Raw genomic sequence first — 15,723 nt, 5'->3', positions numbered from 1 at the left:
GCACGTCGACAGAAAGCAGGCACCGATGCCCTCCAAGACCGTGACCGTCGGCTCCGCCGTCGGCCTGCACGCCCGTCCGGCGGCCCTCATCGCCGAGGCCGTCTCCAAGTCGGGGGTGCCGGTCACGCTGGCGACCCCCGGCGGGAACCCGGTCGACGCCGGCTCGCCCCTGATGATCATGACGCTCGGGGCCAAGCAGGGCACCGAGGTCGTCGTCGACAGTGACGACGACGCGGTGCTCGACCGGATCGCCGACATGGTCGCCAGCGACCTCGACGCCGAGTAGCCGCCGGGCCCGCACCGGGCCGCGACACGACAGCGCCCGTCCCCGGCTGGGGACGGGCGCTGTCGTCGTCCCGGGTGTCGCCGGCTCAGCCGGCCGACGGCCCAGGAGGCGGGCCGGAGGCCGTGCTCAGGAGGCCGGCGGGAAGGGCGAGGCCTTCAGCAGCCGGGCCAGGTGGGCGGCGTTGCGGGCCACCGTGGCCGTCGTGGTGGCCGTCGCCTCCGGGGTCTCGTCGAGGTCCTGGTAGTCGGTGCCGTGCATCGCCTCGCCGTTCCAGTACGTGGCGCCCTGGGCCGGGACGGTGAACCCGACGTCGTCCAGCGCCTGGAACAGGTCGGCGCTGATCTTGTGCGCGCCGTCCTCGTTGCCGACGACGGCGACGATGCCGACCTTGCCGAACACCAGCGGACGCCCCTGGTCGTCGGTCTCGGAGATCTCCGCGTCCAGCCGCTCGACCACCCGCTGGGCCACGCTGCTCATGTGCCCGACCCAGGTCGGGGTGGCCAGCAGCAGGACGTCGGCGGCCAGGATCTTCTCCCGGATCGACGGCCAGGCGTCGCCGTCACCCATGTCCACCTCGACGCCGGGCTTGACGTCGTGGTCGACCACCCGGAGCAGCTCCCCCTCGACGCCGTGCCCGGCCAGGGCATCGAGCACCTGGCGGGCCATCAGGTCGGTGCTGGACGGGGCGGGCGAGGGCTTGAGGCTGCAGGTCAGCGCGAGTGCGCGCAGCGGTGTCGTCGTCGTCATGACCACCCCATGCCCCATCCGGTCGTGCACTGCACATCTGATCCGGCCGCGCACGCGACGGCGCCCGCCTCCTCGAGCTGAGGAGGCGGGCGCCGTCGGACCGACCCCTCTGCAGGGGCCCGCGCCGACCGTGCGAGGCGCGGGGGCAGAGGGGTCCTTGCTCAGCCCTCGCGCGGGACGTCGCCGCGCCAGGCACCGGTCTCGGTGCCGCGGCTCTCGATGAACTCCTTGAACCGCTTGACGTCGGCGCTGATCTGCCGGTCGTCGACGCCGACCGCCGCACCGACCTTCTCCACGACGCCCTCGGGCTCCCAGTCGATCTGGACCATGACCCGGGTCGTGTTGTCGCTGATCTTGTGGAAGGTGACGACGCCGGCGTGCGACTTGCCGTCGGTGCTCTTCCAGGCGACCCGCTCGTCGGGGTGCTGCTCGGTGATCTCGGCGTCGAACTCGCGCTCGACCCCGCCGATCTTGGTGACCCAGTGGGTGTGCCGCTCGTCGAGCTGGGTGATCCGCTCGACCCCGTTCATGAACTCGGGGAACGTCTCGAACTGCGTCCACTGGTCGTAGGCCTGCCGGATCGGCACGTCCACGTCGATCGACTTCTCCACGTTCGCCATGGGGAGCCTCCTCTGCTCGGGGGGTCTCGTGCGTTCAGCAGTCCCCTACCCGATCGCGTACACCGGATACACCCGGAGTGAGCAGATGCTCCCGTTCCGCCGTCCCCCGCGGTGATCACCCCGGGCTGGTGGTCGCCTCCACCCCGGGGAGCCAGCCACCGGCCCGATCTCGACGCCGGGTCGGCAGGTCAGCGGGCGGCCAGGACGGCGGCGGCGACGCTGCCGCGCACGGGGCGTCCGGGCAGCAGGAGCATCTGCGCCAGGTGGTAGGCGTCCGGCTTGCCCACCCAGGTGCCGCTGCCCACCGTGCCCTCCGGCGTCAGCTCGTGGTGCCAGCTGCCCACCGCCGGGTCCAGGAACAGCCGGTCGCCCAGCTCCTCCCAGCGCTGCTGCAGCTCCAGCGTCCGCGGGTCACCGTGCACGACGTGGCGGACGGCCGCGGCGGCGATCGCCTCGGTGAGCACCCAGTGCATCCGGGCGGCGACGACCGGGCGGTCCGCCCAGTCCAGCGTGTACGGGAAGCCCTCCTGCCCGTCGGCCGCCCAGCCGCGCTCGGCGGCCGCCAGGAACAGTGCGTCGGCGTCGGCGTGCAGCCAGCCGGGGGCGTCCTCGCCCAGCGCGGCGGCCAGGTGCAGGCACAGCCGGGCCCACTCGAACTGGTGCCCGACGGTGACCCCGTACGGCCGGAACGGGTCGGCCGGGCGGTCCCGGTTGAACTCCGGCAGCGGCTCCCAGGCCACCGTGAAGTGCTCGGGCAGCCGCCAGTCCCGCTCCCGGGTCCACCGGTGCACGATCCGCTCGGTCGCCCGCAGCGCACGGTTCCGCAGCCGGGCCGCGGCGCCCGGGTCGGTGGGGGCCAGGGCGTCGGCGGCCGCCAGGGTGGACTCGACCCCGTGCATGTTGGCGTTCGCGCCCCGGTAGTCCTCGGCCGTGGTCCAGGCACGGTCGAAGGACTCCCGGGCCAGCCCCTCCTCCTCGTCCCAGAACCGCTGCTCCCAGACGGCCAGCGCCTCGTCCAGCAGCTGCCGGCCACCCTCGATGCCGGCCGCGGTGGCGGTGGACCCGGCCAGGACGACGAAGGCGTGCACATACGCGGCCTTGCTGTCGTCGTCCGCGCCGGCGCCCACCGCCGACCGCCAGCCGCCGTGCTCGGCGTCGTGCAGGGGGCCGCTGCGCAGCGCCGCCACGCCGTGGGCGGCGAGCTCCTCGACACCCGGCTCACCGGCCAGCGCGCCGAGGCCGAAGACGTGCGTCATCCGGGCGCTGATCCAGGTCTCCACCGGCTTCCCGGGGAGGAGCTGCCCGTCGTCGCCGAGGTAGCCGAACCCCTCGGGGACCCGGGAGCCGGCGGCGAAGGACAGCAGGGGTCCGAGCTGGGTGCGCACCGTCAGAACGTAAGGGCGGTGCCGGGGTCGTGCAGCAGCGCCCCCACGTCGGCCAGGAAGCGGGAACCGAGCTCGCCGTCGACGATCCGGTGGTCGAAGGAGAGGGCCAGCGTGGTCACCTGCCGCGGCACGACCTTGCCCTTGTGCACCCAGGGCATCGCCCGGACGGCGCCGAAGGCCAGGATCGCCGACTCGCCGGGGTTCAGGATCGGCGTGCCGGTGTCGACGCCGAAGACCCCGACGTTGGTGATCGTGATCGTGCCGCCGGTCATGTCCGCGGGCGGCGTCCTCCCCGCCCGGGCGGTCTCGGTGAGCTCGGTGAGCGCGCCGGCCAGCTCGGCCAGCGACAGCCGGCCGGCGTCCTTGACGTTCGGCACGATCAGGCCCCGCGGCGTGGCCGCCGCGATCCCCAGGTTGACCGCGCCGTGGACGACGATCTCCTGCGCCGCCTCGTCCCAGGAGCTGTTCACCATCGGGTGCCGCTTCGCCGCCAGCAGCAGCGCCTTGGCCACGAACAGCAGCGGGCTGACCTTCACCCCGGCCAGCTCCGGCCGGGCGGCGAGCCGCTCGCGCAGCTTCATCGTGCGGGTGACGTCGACGGTGAGGAACTCGGTGACGTGCGGGGCGGTGAACGCGCTGGCCACCATCGCCGCGGCGGTGTGCTTCCGCACGCCCTTGATCGGGATCCGGGTGTCACCGGCCGCGGTCGGGGCGGCCTCGGGAGCGGCCGGCGCGGCCAGGGCGGCGTCGACGTCGGCGCGGGTGATGACCCCGCCCTCGCCGGTGCCGGTGACCGTGGTGAGGTCGATGCCGAGGTCCTTGGCGTACTTGCGCACCGGCGGCTTGGCCAGCGGCCGCAGCGCGCCCCGGCCCGCGGTCGCGGACGGGGTGCGCGTCGCGGGCTCGGCCGGCCGGCGGGCCGCCGCCGCCTCGGCCGCGCGGGCGGCCTCGAGCCCACCGTGCCGGACGGGCTTGACCGTGGCGTCGGGTGCGGTGGCCAGCAGCGGCGGCCGGTCACCGCCCGAGCCGTAGTCGGCCTCGGGGAGCACCTGCGGTGCGGTCGCCCGCGCGGCGGCGGCCTCGACCGGCTGCCCCCGGCGGGGGCGGCGCTTGGCCTCGGTGCTGCGCGGGCCGTAGCCCACCAGCACCGCCGTCCGGCCGTTGGCGTTGGTCTCGCCGATCAGCCCGGTCCCGGTCCCGGCGGCGGCCGGCTCGTCCGCCGCCGGGGCCGCGTCGGCCGGCCCGCCCACGTCGATCGTGATGATCGGGGCGCCGACGTCGACCGTCGTCCCGGCGTCGAACAGCAGCTCGGTGACCGTGCCGGCGAACGGGCTGGGCAGCTCGACGGCGGCCTTCGCCGTCTCGACCTCGCACAGCGGCTGGTTGACCGTCACCGTGTCGCCCACGGCGACCAGCCAGGACAGGATCTCCCCCTCGGTCAGCCCCTCCCCGACGTCGGGCAGCTTGAACTGGCGCAGCTGGGCCATCGGTCAGAACCCCATCGATCGGTCGACGGCGTCGAGCACACGGTCGAGGTCGGGGAGGTAGTCCTCCTCCATCTTCGACGGCGGGTACGGGGTGTCGTACCCGCCCACCCGCAGCACCGGCGCCTCCAGGGAGTGGAAGCAGCGCTCGGTCACCCGGGCGGCGATCTCCGCGCCCAGGCCGAGGGTCACCGGCGCCTCGTGCACGACGACGCAGCGGCCGGTGCGGCGGACCGACTCGTAGACCGGGTCGAGGTCCAGCGGGGAGAGCGTGCGCAGGTCGACGACCTCCAGCGAGCGGCCCTCCTCGGCGGCGGCGTCGGCGGCCTGCAGCGCCGTCTTCACCATCGGCCCGTAGGCGAGCACCGTGACGTCGTCCCCACCGCGGACCACCCGGGAACCGAACAGCGGGTCGGGGGAGCCGTCCGGGTCGACCTCGCCCTTCTCCCAGTACCGCCGCTTGGGCTCGAGGAAGACGACCGGGTCGGGGGCGGCGATGGCCTGCTGGATGCCCCAGTACGCATCCGCCGGGGTGCTGACCGCGACGACCTTGAGGCCGGCGGTGTGCGCGAAGTAGGCCTCCGGGCTCTCGCTGTGGTGCTCGACTGCGCCGATGCCGCCACCGAACGGGATCCGGATGACGATCGGCATCGGCAGCTTGCCGCGGGAGCGGGCGTGGATCTTGGCGACCTGGGTGACGATCTGGTTGTAGGCGGGGAAGACGAACCCGTCGAACTGGATCTCGCACACCGGCCGGTAGCCGCGCATGGCCAGCCCGACGGCGGTGCCGAGGATGCCGGCCTCGGCCAGCGGGGTGTCGACGACGCGGGCCTCGCCGAAGTCCTTCTGCAGGCCGTCGGTGATCCGGAAGACCCCGCCCAGCTTGCCGATGTCCTCGCCCATGAGCACGACCTTGCCGTCGTCCTCCATGGCCTTGCGCAGGCCGAGGTTGAGCGCCTTGCCGATGGTGAGCGTCTGCACGTCAGTTCCCCTCGGAGGACGCGGTGTCGGAGCCGGCGGTGTCGAAACTGGCGTGGTACTCGACGAACTCCGCGCGCTGCTGGGCCAGCTCCGGGGTCTGCTCGGCGAAGACGTGGTCGAACATCTCGGTGCCGGCCGGGTCGGGCATCTCCAGCGTGCCCTGGCGGATCCGGGCGGCGAGCTCGTCGCCCTCGGCGTCGACCGCGGCGAAGAAGTCGGCGTCGGCGATGCCGCTGCGGGACAGGTGCGCCTTGAGCCGGGCGATCGGGTCGCGCAGCTTCCACTCCTCCAGCTCGCCGGCCAGCCGGTAGCGGGTCGGGTCGTCGGAGGTGGTGTGCGCGCCCATCCGGTAGGTGAAGGCCTCGATGAAGGTGGGGCCGGAGCCCTCCCGGGCGGCGGCCAGCGCCGCCCGGGTCACGGCCAGCACGGCGAGGACGTCGTTGCCGTCGACCCGCACGCCGGGGAACCCGAACCCGGCGGCCCGCTGGTACAGCGGCACCCGGGACTGCCGCTCGATAGGCACGCTGATCGCGTACTGGTTGTTCTGGCAGAAGAAGACGACGGGCGCGGCGAAGGTCGCGGCCCAGATCATCGCCTCGTTGACCTCGCCCTGGCTGGTGGCGCCGTCGCCGAGGAAGGCCAGCGCCGCGTTCTCCGCGCCGTCGCGCTGCAGGCCCATGGCGTAGCCGGTGGCGTGCAGCGTCTGCGCGCCGATGACCACGGTGTAGAGGTTGAAACTGCGGGCGACCGGGTCCCAGCCGCCCTGGTCGACCCCGCGGAACAGGCTCATCACGTGCAGCGGGTCGACGCCCCGGGTCCAGGCGACGCCGTGCTCGCGGTAGGTGGGGAAGGCCATGTCCCCCTCGGCCAGCGCCCGGCCGGCACCCACCTGGGCCGCCTCCTGGCCGAGCAGCGAGGCCCAGATGCCGAGCTCGCCCTGGCGCTGCAGGGCGGTCGCCTCGGCGTCCCACCGCCGGACGAGGGCGAGGTCGCGGTAGAGGCCGCGCAGCTCCTCGTCGGAGACGTCGATGGCGTAGTCGGGGTGCTCGACCCGCTCGCCTTCCGGGGTCAGCAGCTGGACCAGGTCCGGCTGGTCGGGCAGGTGTGGCGCACCGGCGCCCGGTACGGGGTCGACCACCTCGGTGGTCCCCTGCTGCAACGCAGTCACGCCACTCTCCTCGCCGTCTGGCGGTAGCCCGGGGTCACCGGAGCGCCCGTCGCTGGACGTCCACGCGGCGCCGGGGATGTGGCGCCACTCACACATGGTGGCACGCCGGGCCGTGTGTGGAGAAGATCACTCGCCGACCGATCTGCGCAACCACCTCGGACGCCGTTGCGCAGAAAGTCCACTGCCCGACCGCTCCGGCCTGTCAGACTGAGCAACGTGCCAGCCCTGGACGCCACCGACGCGCGGCTGCTGCTCGCCCTGTCCGAGGACCCGCGCGCCACGGTCCTCGCCCTCTCCCAGCAGCTCGGGCTGGCGCGCAACACCGTGCAGGCCCGGCTGGGCCGGCTGGAGTCCAGCGGCGCGCTGGACCCCTTCGAGCGGCGGGTGCGCCCCGAGGCGCTGGGCTACCGGCTGGGCGCCTACGTCACCGTGCAGGTGGTGCAGCGCAGCCTGGCCGACGTGGGGGACGCGCTGGCCGCGATCCCGGAGGTCCTGGAGGTCATCGGGCTCTCCGGGGTCGCCGACCTGCTCGTCCAGGTGGTTGCCGTCGACGCCGACGACCTGTGGCGGATCACCGAGCAGGTGCTGGCGATCCCCGGCGTCCAGCGCACGGACACGAACCTGGCGCTGCGCCGGTTCGTCGACCACCGGATGACGCCGTTGCTGGAACGCGCCGCCGGGTCCCTGCCGGTCACCGACGCGGACTGACGCCCCGGTGAGCCGTGATCGCCGCCGACCCGGGAACCGGGGACACGACGTCGTCGACGTGACCGAAGGGCATGGGGTGCCCCTCCACTCTCAGACCTCCTGCTGCCGGACCCAGCCGCCGCAGGGAGGACGGGCCTCGATCAGGACGTGCCCGGATCGGGCGGTTGGCCGGGGAGGACAGCGTCACGCTGGCCTACGCTCCTCCCTCGCTACGGAGCAAGGTGAAGGCGGCGCCGGTGGCAGAGCGCACGACAGTGAAGTGTCGGCGGTCGAAGGTGGCGATGCGCTCGACGCCCAGGCGGTCTGCGATCGCCACGAGCGATGCATCGGTGCCGCCCAAGCCCAGGTCGGCGTACTGCGCGACCAGCTCGGCCATCCGGCCGACGTCGGCGGCGGTCATGGCGGTGAGCTGCAGATGGCCGGCTGCGATCGTGCGCAGGAACGCTGCCTCAGCCGCGGCGCCGCCACGGTCGCGCGTTCCGACCAGGTGGCAGACCTCAGCCACCACCATGGGCGCGACCAACAGGTCGCCCTCGGCGGTCTCCAGGAGCTCTCGAGCCTGGCGGTGATCAGTCTCAGCGGTGTTGCCGGCAGCGACGAGGACGTTGGTGTCGACCAGGATCAATCTCGGCCGAACCCCTCGGCGAGGTACTCGTCAGCGTTGCGGCCGAGGTCCGGTTCAGCAGCGAACGACGCGATGAACTCCATCGAACGCCGCTGGACAGTGGGTTCATCAGCGACTGTCGGCTCCTGGCCGACGCCGGGGACGACACGGAGACGCTGGCCAGGCACGACACCGTGACGACGCAGCTCAGCGAGCAGCTCGTTCGCGTCGTCGGGGACCGTCAGGTCCCAGCCGTCAGCCGTGCTCATGATCGAAGTCTACTCAGTCCTCGTCGATCCGATCGCTTCCCACGCGAGCCGGCCCGGACGCCCGGCCGCGCACCGTCTGGACGGCCCCCGCCCGGGCGCGTCGTCAGTCCTCCGGGTCGGGCCGGCTGCCCAGGAGGGCGCGGGTCATGGCGTTGCGGGTGTCCAGCAGCTCGTCCAGTGCGCCGGAGAGGTCGGCGGCGGACACGCTCAGCGGTCCCCTCTCGGTCCGCTGCGCCGCCAGCAGCGCGGCGCGGCGCAGCAGCTCCTTCAGGAAGGAGGCGGTCACGCCGTCGGTCCGGGCCAGGACGTCGTCCAGCCCGCTGGTGTCGACCTCCAGCCCGCCCCGGTAGAGGTCGAACAACGCCCGGCGGGCGTCGGCGTCGGGCAGCCGCAGCTCCACCGCCTGGTCGACCCGCCCCGGCCGTGCCGCCAGCGCCGGCTCGAGCAGGTCGGCCCGGTTGGTGGTCAGCACGAAGACGACGTCGGCGTCCTCGGCCAGCCCGTCCATCTCGTTGAGCAGCTGGAACAGCAGCGGGTGCTGGCCGGGGTGCATGCCGCGGTCCTCGGCGATCAGGTCGACGTCCTCGATGACCAGCATCGCCGGCGCGAGCGCCCGGGCGACCGAGCACGCCTCGGCGATCAGGTGCAGGGCGTTGCCGGTGAGCTGGAGGACCGTGGTCCCGGTCAGCCGGCTGGTCAGGTACCGCACCGTGTGCGTCTTGCCGACACCCGGCGGCCCGTACAGCAGCACGCCCCGCTTGAGGTGCTGCCCGGCGGCCAGCAGCTGCTCCTTATGCCGCGCCACCTCCACCACCTGACGCTCCACCTCGGCGAGCGTGTCCGCGGCGAGCACCAGCTGGTCGGCGGCGAGGGCCGGCCGGCGGTGGAACTGCAGCAGCGTCTGGCCGTGGCCGAACACCTCCGCGCCGAAGGACAGCACCTGGCCGCGGAACACGTTCTGGCCCATCGCCGCCGCCCGGATCTCCGCCGTCGCCCGCAGGGCCAGCCCCGGCTCGGTGCTGACCACCTGCACCGTGGTCTCCGGCAGCCCGAACTCCGGCTCCGGCCCGCGCAGCAGCACCGCGGTGCGGGCCGCCCCGTCGGTCACCAGGTAGATGCCGCAGCGCACGCACGGCCGGGATGCGCCGTCCGGCCCGGCCGCCCGGTTGACCCGGGAGGCGTTCCCCGGCCGGGGCCCGTGGGGGTCCTCCGCCTCCGGCCCGGCCGACAGGAGCTCGCCGAGGCCGAACTGGCGGTGCTGGAAGCCGACGACGCCGACCAGCTGCCAGCTGCGCTCCGGGCCGGCCAGCCAGGTGTCCAGCCCGGCCTGGACGTTGACGTGCTCGTACCCGGGCCACGACTCCCCGACGACGTCGAGCTCCGCGCCCGCCGGGCCCAGGTGGGCCAGCAGCAGGCCGGACAGCGACGTCCGTTCCTCGGCGCGGGCGGCCCCGACCACCGCACGCACCCCCCGGCGCACCAGCTTGCCGACGTCGGCCAGTTCCGGCCGGGGTGCCGCGGCCGGCGGCGGGTCGAACTGCAGCCGGAGCTCCGAGCCGTACGCCTGTCCGTCGACCGCCACGCTGCCCTCTTCCGCTACGCCGGTGGAGACCGCACCGTAGCCACCCCCGGACCCGGGAGGACAACCGTTTCAGCGGGGCCGGCGCACCCGCACCGGGCCACGCGCGGTGGCGACGTCGACCACCGCGCCGGACTGGGTGACCTCGACCGCGCCGGCCGCGGCCAGCCGCCCCGCTGCCGAACGGGCCGCGGGCATCAGGTCGCGCCAGCCGTCGGGGTCGACCGCCCGGGCCGCCTCGGACGGGCAGATCGAGGCGCCGGGACGACGCTGGCCCAGCAGGGCGTCGATGGTCTGCTCGAGCACCCGGTCGACGTCGTCCACCCGGCCAGGATGCCCCGGACGCCGTCGGGGTGCTGGGATGGGCCCGTGCCTCCCGACTCCCCCGCCCAGCTCGGTCTCGGCCTGGCCGCCGTCGGCCGGCCGGCCTACCTCACCCTCGGCCGGGACGACGACCTGCCCGCCGACCGCGCCCCCGCCGTCCTGCAGGCCCGCACCGCCGAGCTGCTCGACGCCGCGACCGCGCTGGGCATCGGGTACGTGGACACCGCGCGGTCCTACGGCCGCGCCGAGGAGTTCCTCGCCGCGTGGCTGCGCTCCGCCGAGGTCGTGCCGTTCGTGGCGAGCAAGTGGGGCTACCGGTACACCGCCGACTGGCGCACCGACGCCGAGGTGCACGAGGTCAAGGAGCACACCGAGCCGGCCTTCGAGCGGCAACTGGCCGAGACGACGCAGCTGCTCGGCCCGTGGCTGCGGCTGTACCAGGTGCACTCGCTGACCGCCGACAGCCCGCTGTGGACCGACCGGCCGCTGCAGCACCGGCTGGCCCGGCTGCGCGCCGACGGCATCGAGCTCGGGTTCTCCACCTCCGGGGCGGCCCAGGCCGACGCCGTCCGGCGCGGGCTGGAGCTGACCGTCGACGGCGCGCCGCTGTTCACCACCGTGCAGTCGACCTGGAACCTGCTGGAGCCCTCCTCCGGGACGGCGCTGGCCGAGGCGTCGGCCGCCGGCGCCCGGGTGGTCGTTAAGGAGGGGGTGGCGAACGGCCGGCTGACCGACCGGGGCACCGCGCCGGACTCCCCGCTGGCCGCGGCGGCCCGGGAGCGCGGCGTCGGGGTCGACGCGCTCGCCCTGGCGGCGGCGCTGGCCCAGCCGTGGTGCGCCGTCGTGCTCTCCGGCGCCGTGACCGTGGCGCAGCTGACCAGCAACGCCGCTGCCCGCACCGTGGAGCTGGCAGTCGAGGAGCCGGCCGCCTCCGGCTGGGTGCAGCCCGAGGAGCCGGCGGAGTACTGGTCCGCCCGCAGCCGGCTGGGCTGGCGCTGACCGTTTCGCCCGCCGCGCTGCCCGGGTAGAGCCGCCGACATGGCCAAGCAGACCCCGTTCGGGACGATCGGCAAGGGCAGGCGCGGGATCAGCACGGTGGGCTGGGTGTTGCGCGGCGCCGCCGCCGGAGCGGCCGGCACGACCGCGCTCAACGCCGTCACCTACCTGGACATGGCCGGTCGGGGCCGGGGCACCAGCTCCACCCCCGAGCAGACCGTCGAGGCGCTCGCGGAGAAGGCCCACGTGTCGATCCCCGGCGACGAGGAGACCCGGCAGAACCGGGTCCAGGGCCTGGGCCCGCTCACCGGGCTGGCCGCCGGGGTCGGGGTCGGGGTGCTCGCCGGGCTGGCCCGGGCGGCCGGCTTCCGTTCCCAGCCCCTGGTCGGGACGGCGCTGACCACGATCGGCGTGCTGATCGGGTCCAACGGCCCGATGACCGCGCTGGGCATCACCGACCCGCGCACCTGGCCGCTGTCGTCCTGGGTCACCGACGTCGTCCCGCACCTGGCCTACGGCGTCGTGGTGAAGACGACGATGGACGCGTTCGACCGTCCCTGACCCGGCTGGTCGCCGGCGTGGCCCAGACTGATGACGTGGACGAGATCACCACCGAGGCGGAGCTGCGCGACCTGCTGGGCGAGCCGGCCCCCCGGGCCGCAACCAAGGACCGGCCGAGCCTGGACGACATCGACCGCCGGTGGCTGGCCGCCTCGCCGTTCTGCCTGGTGGCGACCTCGGCCGCGGACGGCAGCTGCGACGTCTCGCCGAAGGGCGACCCACCCGGGTTCACCCTGGTCCTGGACGACCGGACGATCGCACTGCCCGAGCGGGCCGGCAACCGCCGGGCCGACGGGTTCCGCAACATCCTGGGCAACCCGCACGTGGGCCTGATCTACCTGCTCCCCGGCCGGAGCGACACCCTCCGGGTGCAGGGCCGGGCCCGGCTCGTCCGCGACGCGGACCTGCTCGACCGGATGGTGGTCCGCGGCAACCGGCCGCTGCTGGCCCTGGTGGTCGAGATCGAGTCGGTCTTCTATCACTGCGCCAAGGCGTTCCTGCGCTCCCAGCTGTGGGACCCGGCGACCTGGGACCCGGAGGCGCTGCCCTCCCGACCCCGGATCGCCCACGCCCAGGAGGCCGCCGCCACGCCGCTGGCCGAGCTGGAGCAGTACTACGGCGAGCAGTACGCGGCCGGGCTGTACCCGGCCGGCCGCTGACGGGTCAGCGCCAGCCGCGCTCGTCGACCCCGCCGGGCACGGGCGCCTCGGGGTCGTAGGGGGTGCGGGTGAGCACGAACGTCGCCAGGTCCAGGTGGTCCGGGGCGATGCGCAGCGTCTCGCCGGCGTAGTAGCCGTCCAGCCCGACCCAGGTCCCGTCCGCGCGGGGGGCGAACCGGCTGGCCCGTCCCGGCCGGCCGGGCAGCGGGCCCAGGTGGAGCAGGCCACCCGACTGCGCGCGCAGCACCAGCGGGGCCGGCCCCCAGAACCACACGCCGAGCAGGTCCAGCGGCAGCGGCGACGGGGACGGCTCCCAGGCCTCGACCACCCGGGGCTCGGCGGCCCGCAGGTCGGCCAGCAGCCCGGGCACCAGCGGGTCGAGCCCACTGGTCGTGTTGGCCAGCATGACCCCGCCGGCCTGCTCGGACCGGTCGACGAAGACCCCGGCCAAGAAGCCCGGCATCGAGCCGCCGTGCCCGACGAGGGTGTGCCCGTCGACCCGCAGCACCTGCACGCCGAGCCCGTAGGCCGACCACCCGGGGGAGGAGGAGTCGACCCCGGCCGGCACGGTCATCTCCTCCAGCGTCGCCGGCGAGAGCACGCCGCCGGTGTCGCCGAGCAGGAAGGCGGCGAACCGGCCGAGGTCGGCCAGCGTCGCCCACAGCTGGCCGGCCGCGGCCATCACCCCGGCGTCGTGCTCGGGCTCGGGCAGGACGACGTCGGCCCACGGGTGCACCGCCGCGCCCTGCGCCGCCCGGCCGGTGGGCCGCGGGGTGGTGCGCTCCATGCCCAGCGGCAGCAGGACCTCGTCCCGCACCACCTCGACCCAGGACCGCCCACGGTGCCGGGCGACCAGCTCACCGAGCAGCCCGAACCCGAGGTTCGAGTAGTGGAACCGCCGCGCACTGCCCAGGACGACGTCGTCGTCGGTCAGCCGCAGCTCGGCGAGCGACCCGCCGGGGACGCGCTCCCACCAGCCGCCCGGGCTCTCCGAGCTGGCCCCGGCGAGGTGGGAGAGCAGGTGCCCCACGGTGCGCTCCCCGAAGGGGGTGCCGGGGACGTGCTCCTCGAGCAGGTCGTCGAGCCCGAGGCGGCCCTCGTCGCGCAGCCGGAGCACGACCAGGGCCGTCACCGTCTTGCTGATCGAGCCCAGCCGGTACTGCACGTCGGCGTGCGGCTCGGCGACGTCGCCGCGACCGGCCGACCAGGCCAGCCCGCCGTCCCGGACGACGCCCGCGACCAGGCTGGGCGCCCGGCCGTCCCGCTGGACCCGGGCGGTGCGGGCCAGCAGCGTGCGGGCGGTGGCGGGCAGGACGGGGGTGGCCATCGCGGGCTCAGCCGACCCGGACGGGCGTGGTGGCGTCGAGCGGCAGCCGGCCGGTGCGCCGGGCCCAGCGCTCGAACCAGATGGTCACCAGCGGCGGGAGGGAGGCGGCCAGCGCGAGCAGCGCGGTGACCGGCGTCCAGCGGAGCACCCGCCAGGCCAGCAGGGCGACGACGACGTAGGCGACGAAGACCGCGCCGTGGACCGGGCCGAAGACCTGCACGCCCAGCTCCGAGGCGTCCAGCACCCGCTTGACGAACATGCCGGCCAGCAGCAGCACCCAGGAGACGGCCTCGGCGATGGCGACGGCGCGGAAGACGCGGGCGACCCTCGCGGGGTCGGTCAGTGCGGCGGGCACGGTTCTCCTCGGGGGTGGGGCGGAGGGTGGGGTGCTCCTCATCGTGCCCGGCGGGACGGGGCGTCGGCACCCACGCTCACGTGATCGTCGCCACCGGGCCCGGACGCACCGGTGCCCCGGCCGCCGTCAGGCGACCGGGGCACCGGCGGAGGGTGGTGCAGCTGTCAGCCGGCGACCCGGCGCATGGCGGTGATCGGGCCCATGGCGTCGATGCTGGCGACCTTGACCACGTCACCGGACGTCGGCGCGTGGACCATCTGGCCGCCGCCGATGTAGATGCCGATGTGGCTGACCGGCGAGTAGAAGGCGATCAGGTCGCCCGGCTGCAGCTCCCCGCGGGAGACCGCACGGCCGGCCTGTGCCTGCTGGCTGCTGCTGCGGGGGAGGTTGACCCCCGCCGATGCGTAAGAGTACTTCACCAGCCCGGAGCAGTCGTAGGAGTTCGGGCCGGTGGCACCCCAGACGTAGGGCTTGCCACGCTGGGCCATCGCGGTGTTCACCGCGGTGGCGGCAGCACCGCTGCTGGCCACGACCGGAGCCGGGGCCGGCGCGGGGGCCGGGGCCGCGGAGCTGGACGCGGACGGAGCGGCGGCGGGGGCGCTGCGCTCGGCGCGCGAGGCCGGCTGGGAGTTCCGCTCGGCCGCGGCGGCTGCCGCGGCCTCGCGCTCGGCTGCGGCTGCGGCGGCTGCCGCGGCCTCGGCCGCATGCTGCTGCTCGGCCAGGATCCGGGCGCGCTCGCGCTCCTCGGCGGAGAGCCGGTCGTACTCGGCCTGGTACTCGGCGATCTGCGCGTTCAGGTCGGCCTGCTGCGCAGCGACCTCGGCGACCTGCGCCTCGGCGTCGGCGGCGGCCTTCTCGGCCGCGACCTTCGCCTCGTCGGCGGCGACGCTGGCCTGCTGAGCCGTCCCGAGCACCTCGTTGTTGTGCCCGGCGATGCTGTCCAGCGTGCCCATCCGGTCGAGCATCTCGTCGGCGGAGGAGCTGGTGAGCATGGCCTGCAGCGAGGAGAGCTGCTCACCGGTGAAGGCGCTGCGGGCCACCTGGCGCACGTGGTCACGGGCCTCGACCACGGCTGCCTCGGCGGCGACGAGCTCGGCGGCGGCGGCGTCCGAGGCGGCCTTCATGCCGGTCAGCACGTCGGTCGCTTCGTGCATCTTCTCGGTGACGACCTCGAGGTCGTGACCGCGGGCGGCGATGAGCTCGGCCGCCTCCTGGGAGGTGGTGGGTGTTTCAGGAGCCGCCAGGGCGGGCAGCGGAGCAAGAGTCAGGCCACCCACGGCGATCAGGGTGAACAGGGCCCGTCGGCCGGTGAGGCCACGACGGACAGAGGTGTGCGAACTCGCCATGTTCGGCGGGTGTGTCCTTTCTTCCACCTGCCGCCTACCGAGTTAGCTGACGGGTTCGGGCGGGAAGTCGCCCGGCTCCTCGGGCCCGCGGACGGGCCGTGCGGAGCTTCACCCCAGTGCTGCGGTGGGTCCCCGGTCCACGAGCCCGCGAGTGTCGCTGCGAGCCATGTGGTTCGGCGGCGGTCCCGTCGGTCGTCACCCGGGTGGGCGACTGCGCTGCCCGTCAGGACCGCTGGTGACCGTACGTGCGTTATGTGCTCGTGACAAACGGCTGAGGCCAATTTGTGGAGAAACTCCTGGCGTGTGCTCCAACACGCTCACCGA

Annotated in this window: 18 protein-coding genes and 1 riboswitch; of the genes, 5 read left to right on the top strand and 13 right to left on the bottom strand. The window is 74.5% G+C overall.

Annotation, left to right across the window (positions count from 1 at the left end; all coding sequences use genetic code 11):
* Positions 1–25 precede the first annotated feature (25 nt).
* Positions 26–286, top strand: coding sequence for an HPr family phosphocarrier protein (locus tag FB380_RS08410; protein WP_166754680.1), 261 nt, complete (start codon positions 26–28; stop codon positions 284–286).
* A gap of 126 nt (positions 287–412) precedes the next feature.
* Here FB380_RS08410 and FB380_RS08405 read toward each other — a convergent pair whose 3' ends face one another.
* The 6 genes from FB380_RS08405 to pdhA form a co-directional block, all read right to left on the bottom strand.
* Entirely contained in the window at positions 413–1,033 is a 621-nt protein-coding gene (locus FB380_RS08405; RefSeq protein WP_188959497.1) for a flavodoxin family protein, read from the bottom strand.
* Between the two features lie 161 nt (positions 1,034–1,194).
* On the bottom strand, positions 1,195–1,653 hold the full coding sequence (locus FB380_RS08400) for an SRPBCC family protein (protein WP_166754679.1): 459 nt from the start codon (positions 1,651–1,653) through the stop codon (positions 1,195–1,197).
* A gap of 188 nt (positions 1,654–1,841) precedes the next feature.
* Positions 1,842–3,038, bottom strand: coding sequence for an AGE family epimerase/isomerase (locus tag FB380_RS08395; protein ID WP_166754678.1), 1,197 nt, complete (start codon positions 3,036–3,038; stop codon positions 1,842–1,844).
* Positions 3,039–3,040: 2 nt separating this feature from the next.
* Entirely contained in the window at positions 3,041–4,525 is a 1,485-nt protein-coding gene (locus tag FB380_RS08390; RefSeq protein WP_166754677.1) for a dihydrolipoamide acetyltransferase family protein, read from the bottom strand.
* A gap of 3 nt (positions 4,526–4,528) precedes the next feature.
* A complete protein-coding gene (locus FB380_RS25920) occupies positions 4,529–5,503 on the bottom strand; it encodes an alpha-ketoacid dehydrogenase subunit beta (protein ID WP_166754676.1) in 975 nt (324 codons plus the stop codon).
* Position 5,504: 1 nt separating this feature from the next.
* The gene (pdhA, locus tag FB380_RS08380; protein WP_166754675.1) at positions 5,505–6,671 is read right to left on the bottom strand and encodes a pyruvate dehydrogenase (acetyl-transferring) E1 component subunit alpha; all 1,167 of its coding nucleotides are present in this window, start codon (positions 6,669–6,671) and stop codon (positions 5,505–5,507) included.
* Between the two features lie 216 nt (positions 6,672–6,887).
* On the opposite strand from pdhA, the gene FB380_RS08375 reads away from it, so the two are divergent.
* Positions 6,888–7,379 carry an Lrp/AsnC family transcriptional regulator gene (locus FB380_RS08375; protein WP_229681819.1) on the top strand — a complete coding sequence of 164 codons (492 nt, stop codon included), beginning with the start codon at positions 6,888–6,890 and terminating at the stop codon, positions 7,377–7,379.
* A 193-nt stretch (positions 7,380–7,572) separates the two neighbouring features.
* Here the strand turns inward: FB380_RS08375 and FB380_RS08370 are convergent, their stop codons facing one another.
* From FB380_RS08370 to FB380_RS25390, 4 genes are all read right to left on the bottom strand, one after another.
* Entirely contained in the window at positions 7,573–8,004 is a 432-nt protein-coding gene (locus tag FB380_RS08370; RefSeq protein ID WP_166754674.1) for a type II toxin-antitoxin system VapC family toxin, read from the bottom strand.
* Positions 8,001–8,252 (bottom strand): hypothetical protein, encoded by a 252-nt coding sequence (locus FB380_RS08365; RefSeq protein WP_166754673.1) that lies wholly within the window; start codon positions 8,250–8,252, stop codon positions 8,001–8,003. Before FB380_RS08365 ends, FB380_RS08370 begins: the two co-directional genes overlap by 4 nt.
* Positions 8,253–8,355: 103 nt before the next feature.
* Positions 8,356–9,834 (bottom strand): AAA family ATPase, encoded by a 1,479-nt coding sequence (locus tag FB380_RS25915; RefSeq protein ID WP_166754672.1) that lies wholly within the window; start codon positions 9,832–9,834, stop codon positions 8,356–8,358.
* A 69-nt stretch (positions 9,835–9,903) separates the two neighbouring features.
* A complete protein-coding gene (locus FB380_RS25390; RefSeq protein WP_166754671.1) occupies positions 9,904–10,155 on the bottom strand; it encodes a DUF3253 domain-containing protein in 252 nt (83 codons plus the stop codon).
* Between the two features lie 45 nt (positions 10,156–10,200).
* Between FB380_RS25390 and FB380_RS08350 the strand changes: the two genes are divergently transcribed.
* From FB380_RS08350 to FB380_RS08340, 3 genes are read left to right on the top strand one after another with little or no spacing between them, the layout of a single operon-like run.
* Positions 10,201–11,154: an aldo/keto reductase gene (locus FB380_RS08350; RefSeq protein WP_229681818.1), complete on the top strand. Its 954-nt coding sequence runs from the start codon at positions 10,201–10,203 to the stop codon at positions 11,152–11,154.
* Positions 11,155–11,193: 39 nt separating this feature from the next.
* Positions 11,194–11,712, top strand: a complete 519-nt coding sequence (locus tag FB380_RS08345) for a hypothetical protein (protein WP_166754669.1) — start codon at positions 11,194–11,196, stop codon at positions 11,710–11,712.
* A 35-nt stretch (positions 11,713–11,747) separates the two neighbouring features.
* Positions 11,748–12,371: a pyridoxamine 5'-phosphate oxidase family protein gene (locus FB380_RS08340; protein WP_166754668.1), complete on the top strand. Its 624-nt coding sequence runs from the start codon at positions 11,748–11,750 to the stop codon at positions 12,369–12,371.
* Between the two features lie 4 nt (positions 12,372–12,375).
* On the opposite strand, the gene FB380_RS08335 is transcribed toward FB380_RS08340, so the two are convergent.
* The 3 genes from FB380_RS08335 to FB380_RS08325 all read right to left on the bottom strand — a co-directional run bounded on the left by FB380_RS08335 (position 12,376) and on the right by FB380_RS08325 (position 15,399).
* Positions 12,376–13,698: a serine hydrolase domain-containing protein gene (locus tag FB380_RS08335; RefSeq protein ID WP_166754667.1), complete on the bottom strand. Its 1,323-nt coding sequence runs from the start codon at positions 13,696–13,698 to the stop codon at positions 12,376–12,378.
* Between the two features lie 7 nt (positions 13,699–13,705).
* Positions 13,706–14,053: a DUF3817 domain-containing protein gene (locus FB380_RS08330; protein WP_229681817.1), complete on the bottom strand. Its 348-nt coding sequence runs from the start codon at positions 14,051–14,053 to the stop codon at positions 13,706–13,708.
* Between the two features lie 164 nt (positions 14,054–14,217).
* Positions 14,218–15,399, bottom strand: a complete 1,182-nt coding sequence (locus FB380_RS08325; RefSeq protein WP_166754665.1) for a C40 family peptidase — start codon at positions 15,397–15,399, stop codon at positions 14,218–14,220.
* A gap of 16 nt (positions 15,400–15,415) precedes the next feature.
* Positions 15,416–15,588: riboswitch (cyclic di-AMP (ydaO/yuaA leader) on the bottom strand.
* Positions 15,589–15,723: the final 135 nt, after the last annotated feature.

The sequence above is a fragment of the Modestobacter marinus genome (assembly GCF_011758655.1).
Lineage (GTDB): Bacteria > Actinomycetota > Actinomycetes > Mycobacteriales > Geodermatophilaceae > Modestobacter > Modestobacter marinus.
Note: the sequence above shows the minus strand (reverse complement) of the source record. Positions and strands in the feature narration are given on the sequence as shown.

Coding starts and splice junctions, on each gene's coding strand:
- FB380_RS08410 (WP_166754680.1), top strand. CDS start 26: ATGCCCTCCAAGACCGTGACCGTCGGCTCCGCCGTCGGCCTGCACGCC.
- FB380_RS08405 (WP_188959497.1), bottom strand. CDS start 1,033: ATGACGACGACGACACCGCTGCGCGCACTCGCGCTGACCTGCAGCCTC.
- FB380_RS08400 (WP_166754679.1), bottom strand. CDS start 1,653: ATGGCGAACGTGGAGAAGTCGATCGACGTGGACGTGCCGATCCGGCAG.
- FB380_RS08390 (WP_166754677.1), bottom strand. CDS start 4,525: ATGGCCCAGCTGCGCCAGTTCAAGCTGCCCGACGTCGGGGAGGGGCTG.
- FB380_RS08365 (WP_166754673.1), bottom strand. CDS start 8,252: ATGAGCACGGCTGACGGCTGGGACCTGACGGTCCCCGACGACGCGAAC.
- FB380_RS08345 (WP_166754669.1), top strand. CDS start 11,194: ATGGCCAAGCAGACCCCGTTCGGGACGATCGGCAAGGGCAGGCGCGGG.
- FB380_RS08335 (WP_166754667.1), bottom strand. CDS start 13,698: ATGGCCACCCCCGTCCTGCCCGCCACCGCCCGCACGCTGCTGGCCCGC.
- FB380_RS08325 (WP_166754665.1), bottom strand. CDS start 15,399: ATGGCGAGTTCGCACACCTCTGTCCGTCGTGGCCTCACCGGCCGACGG.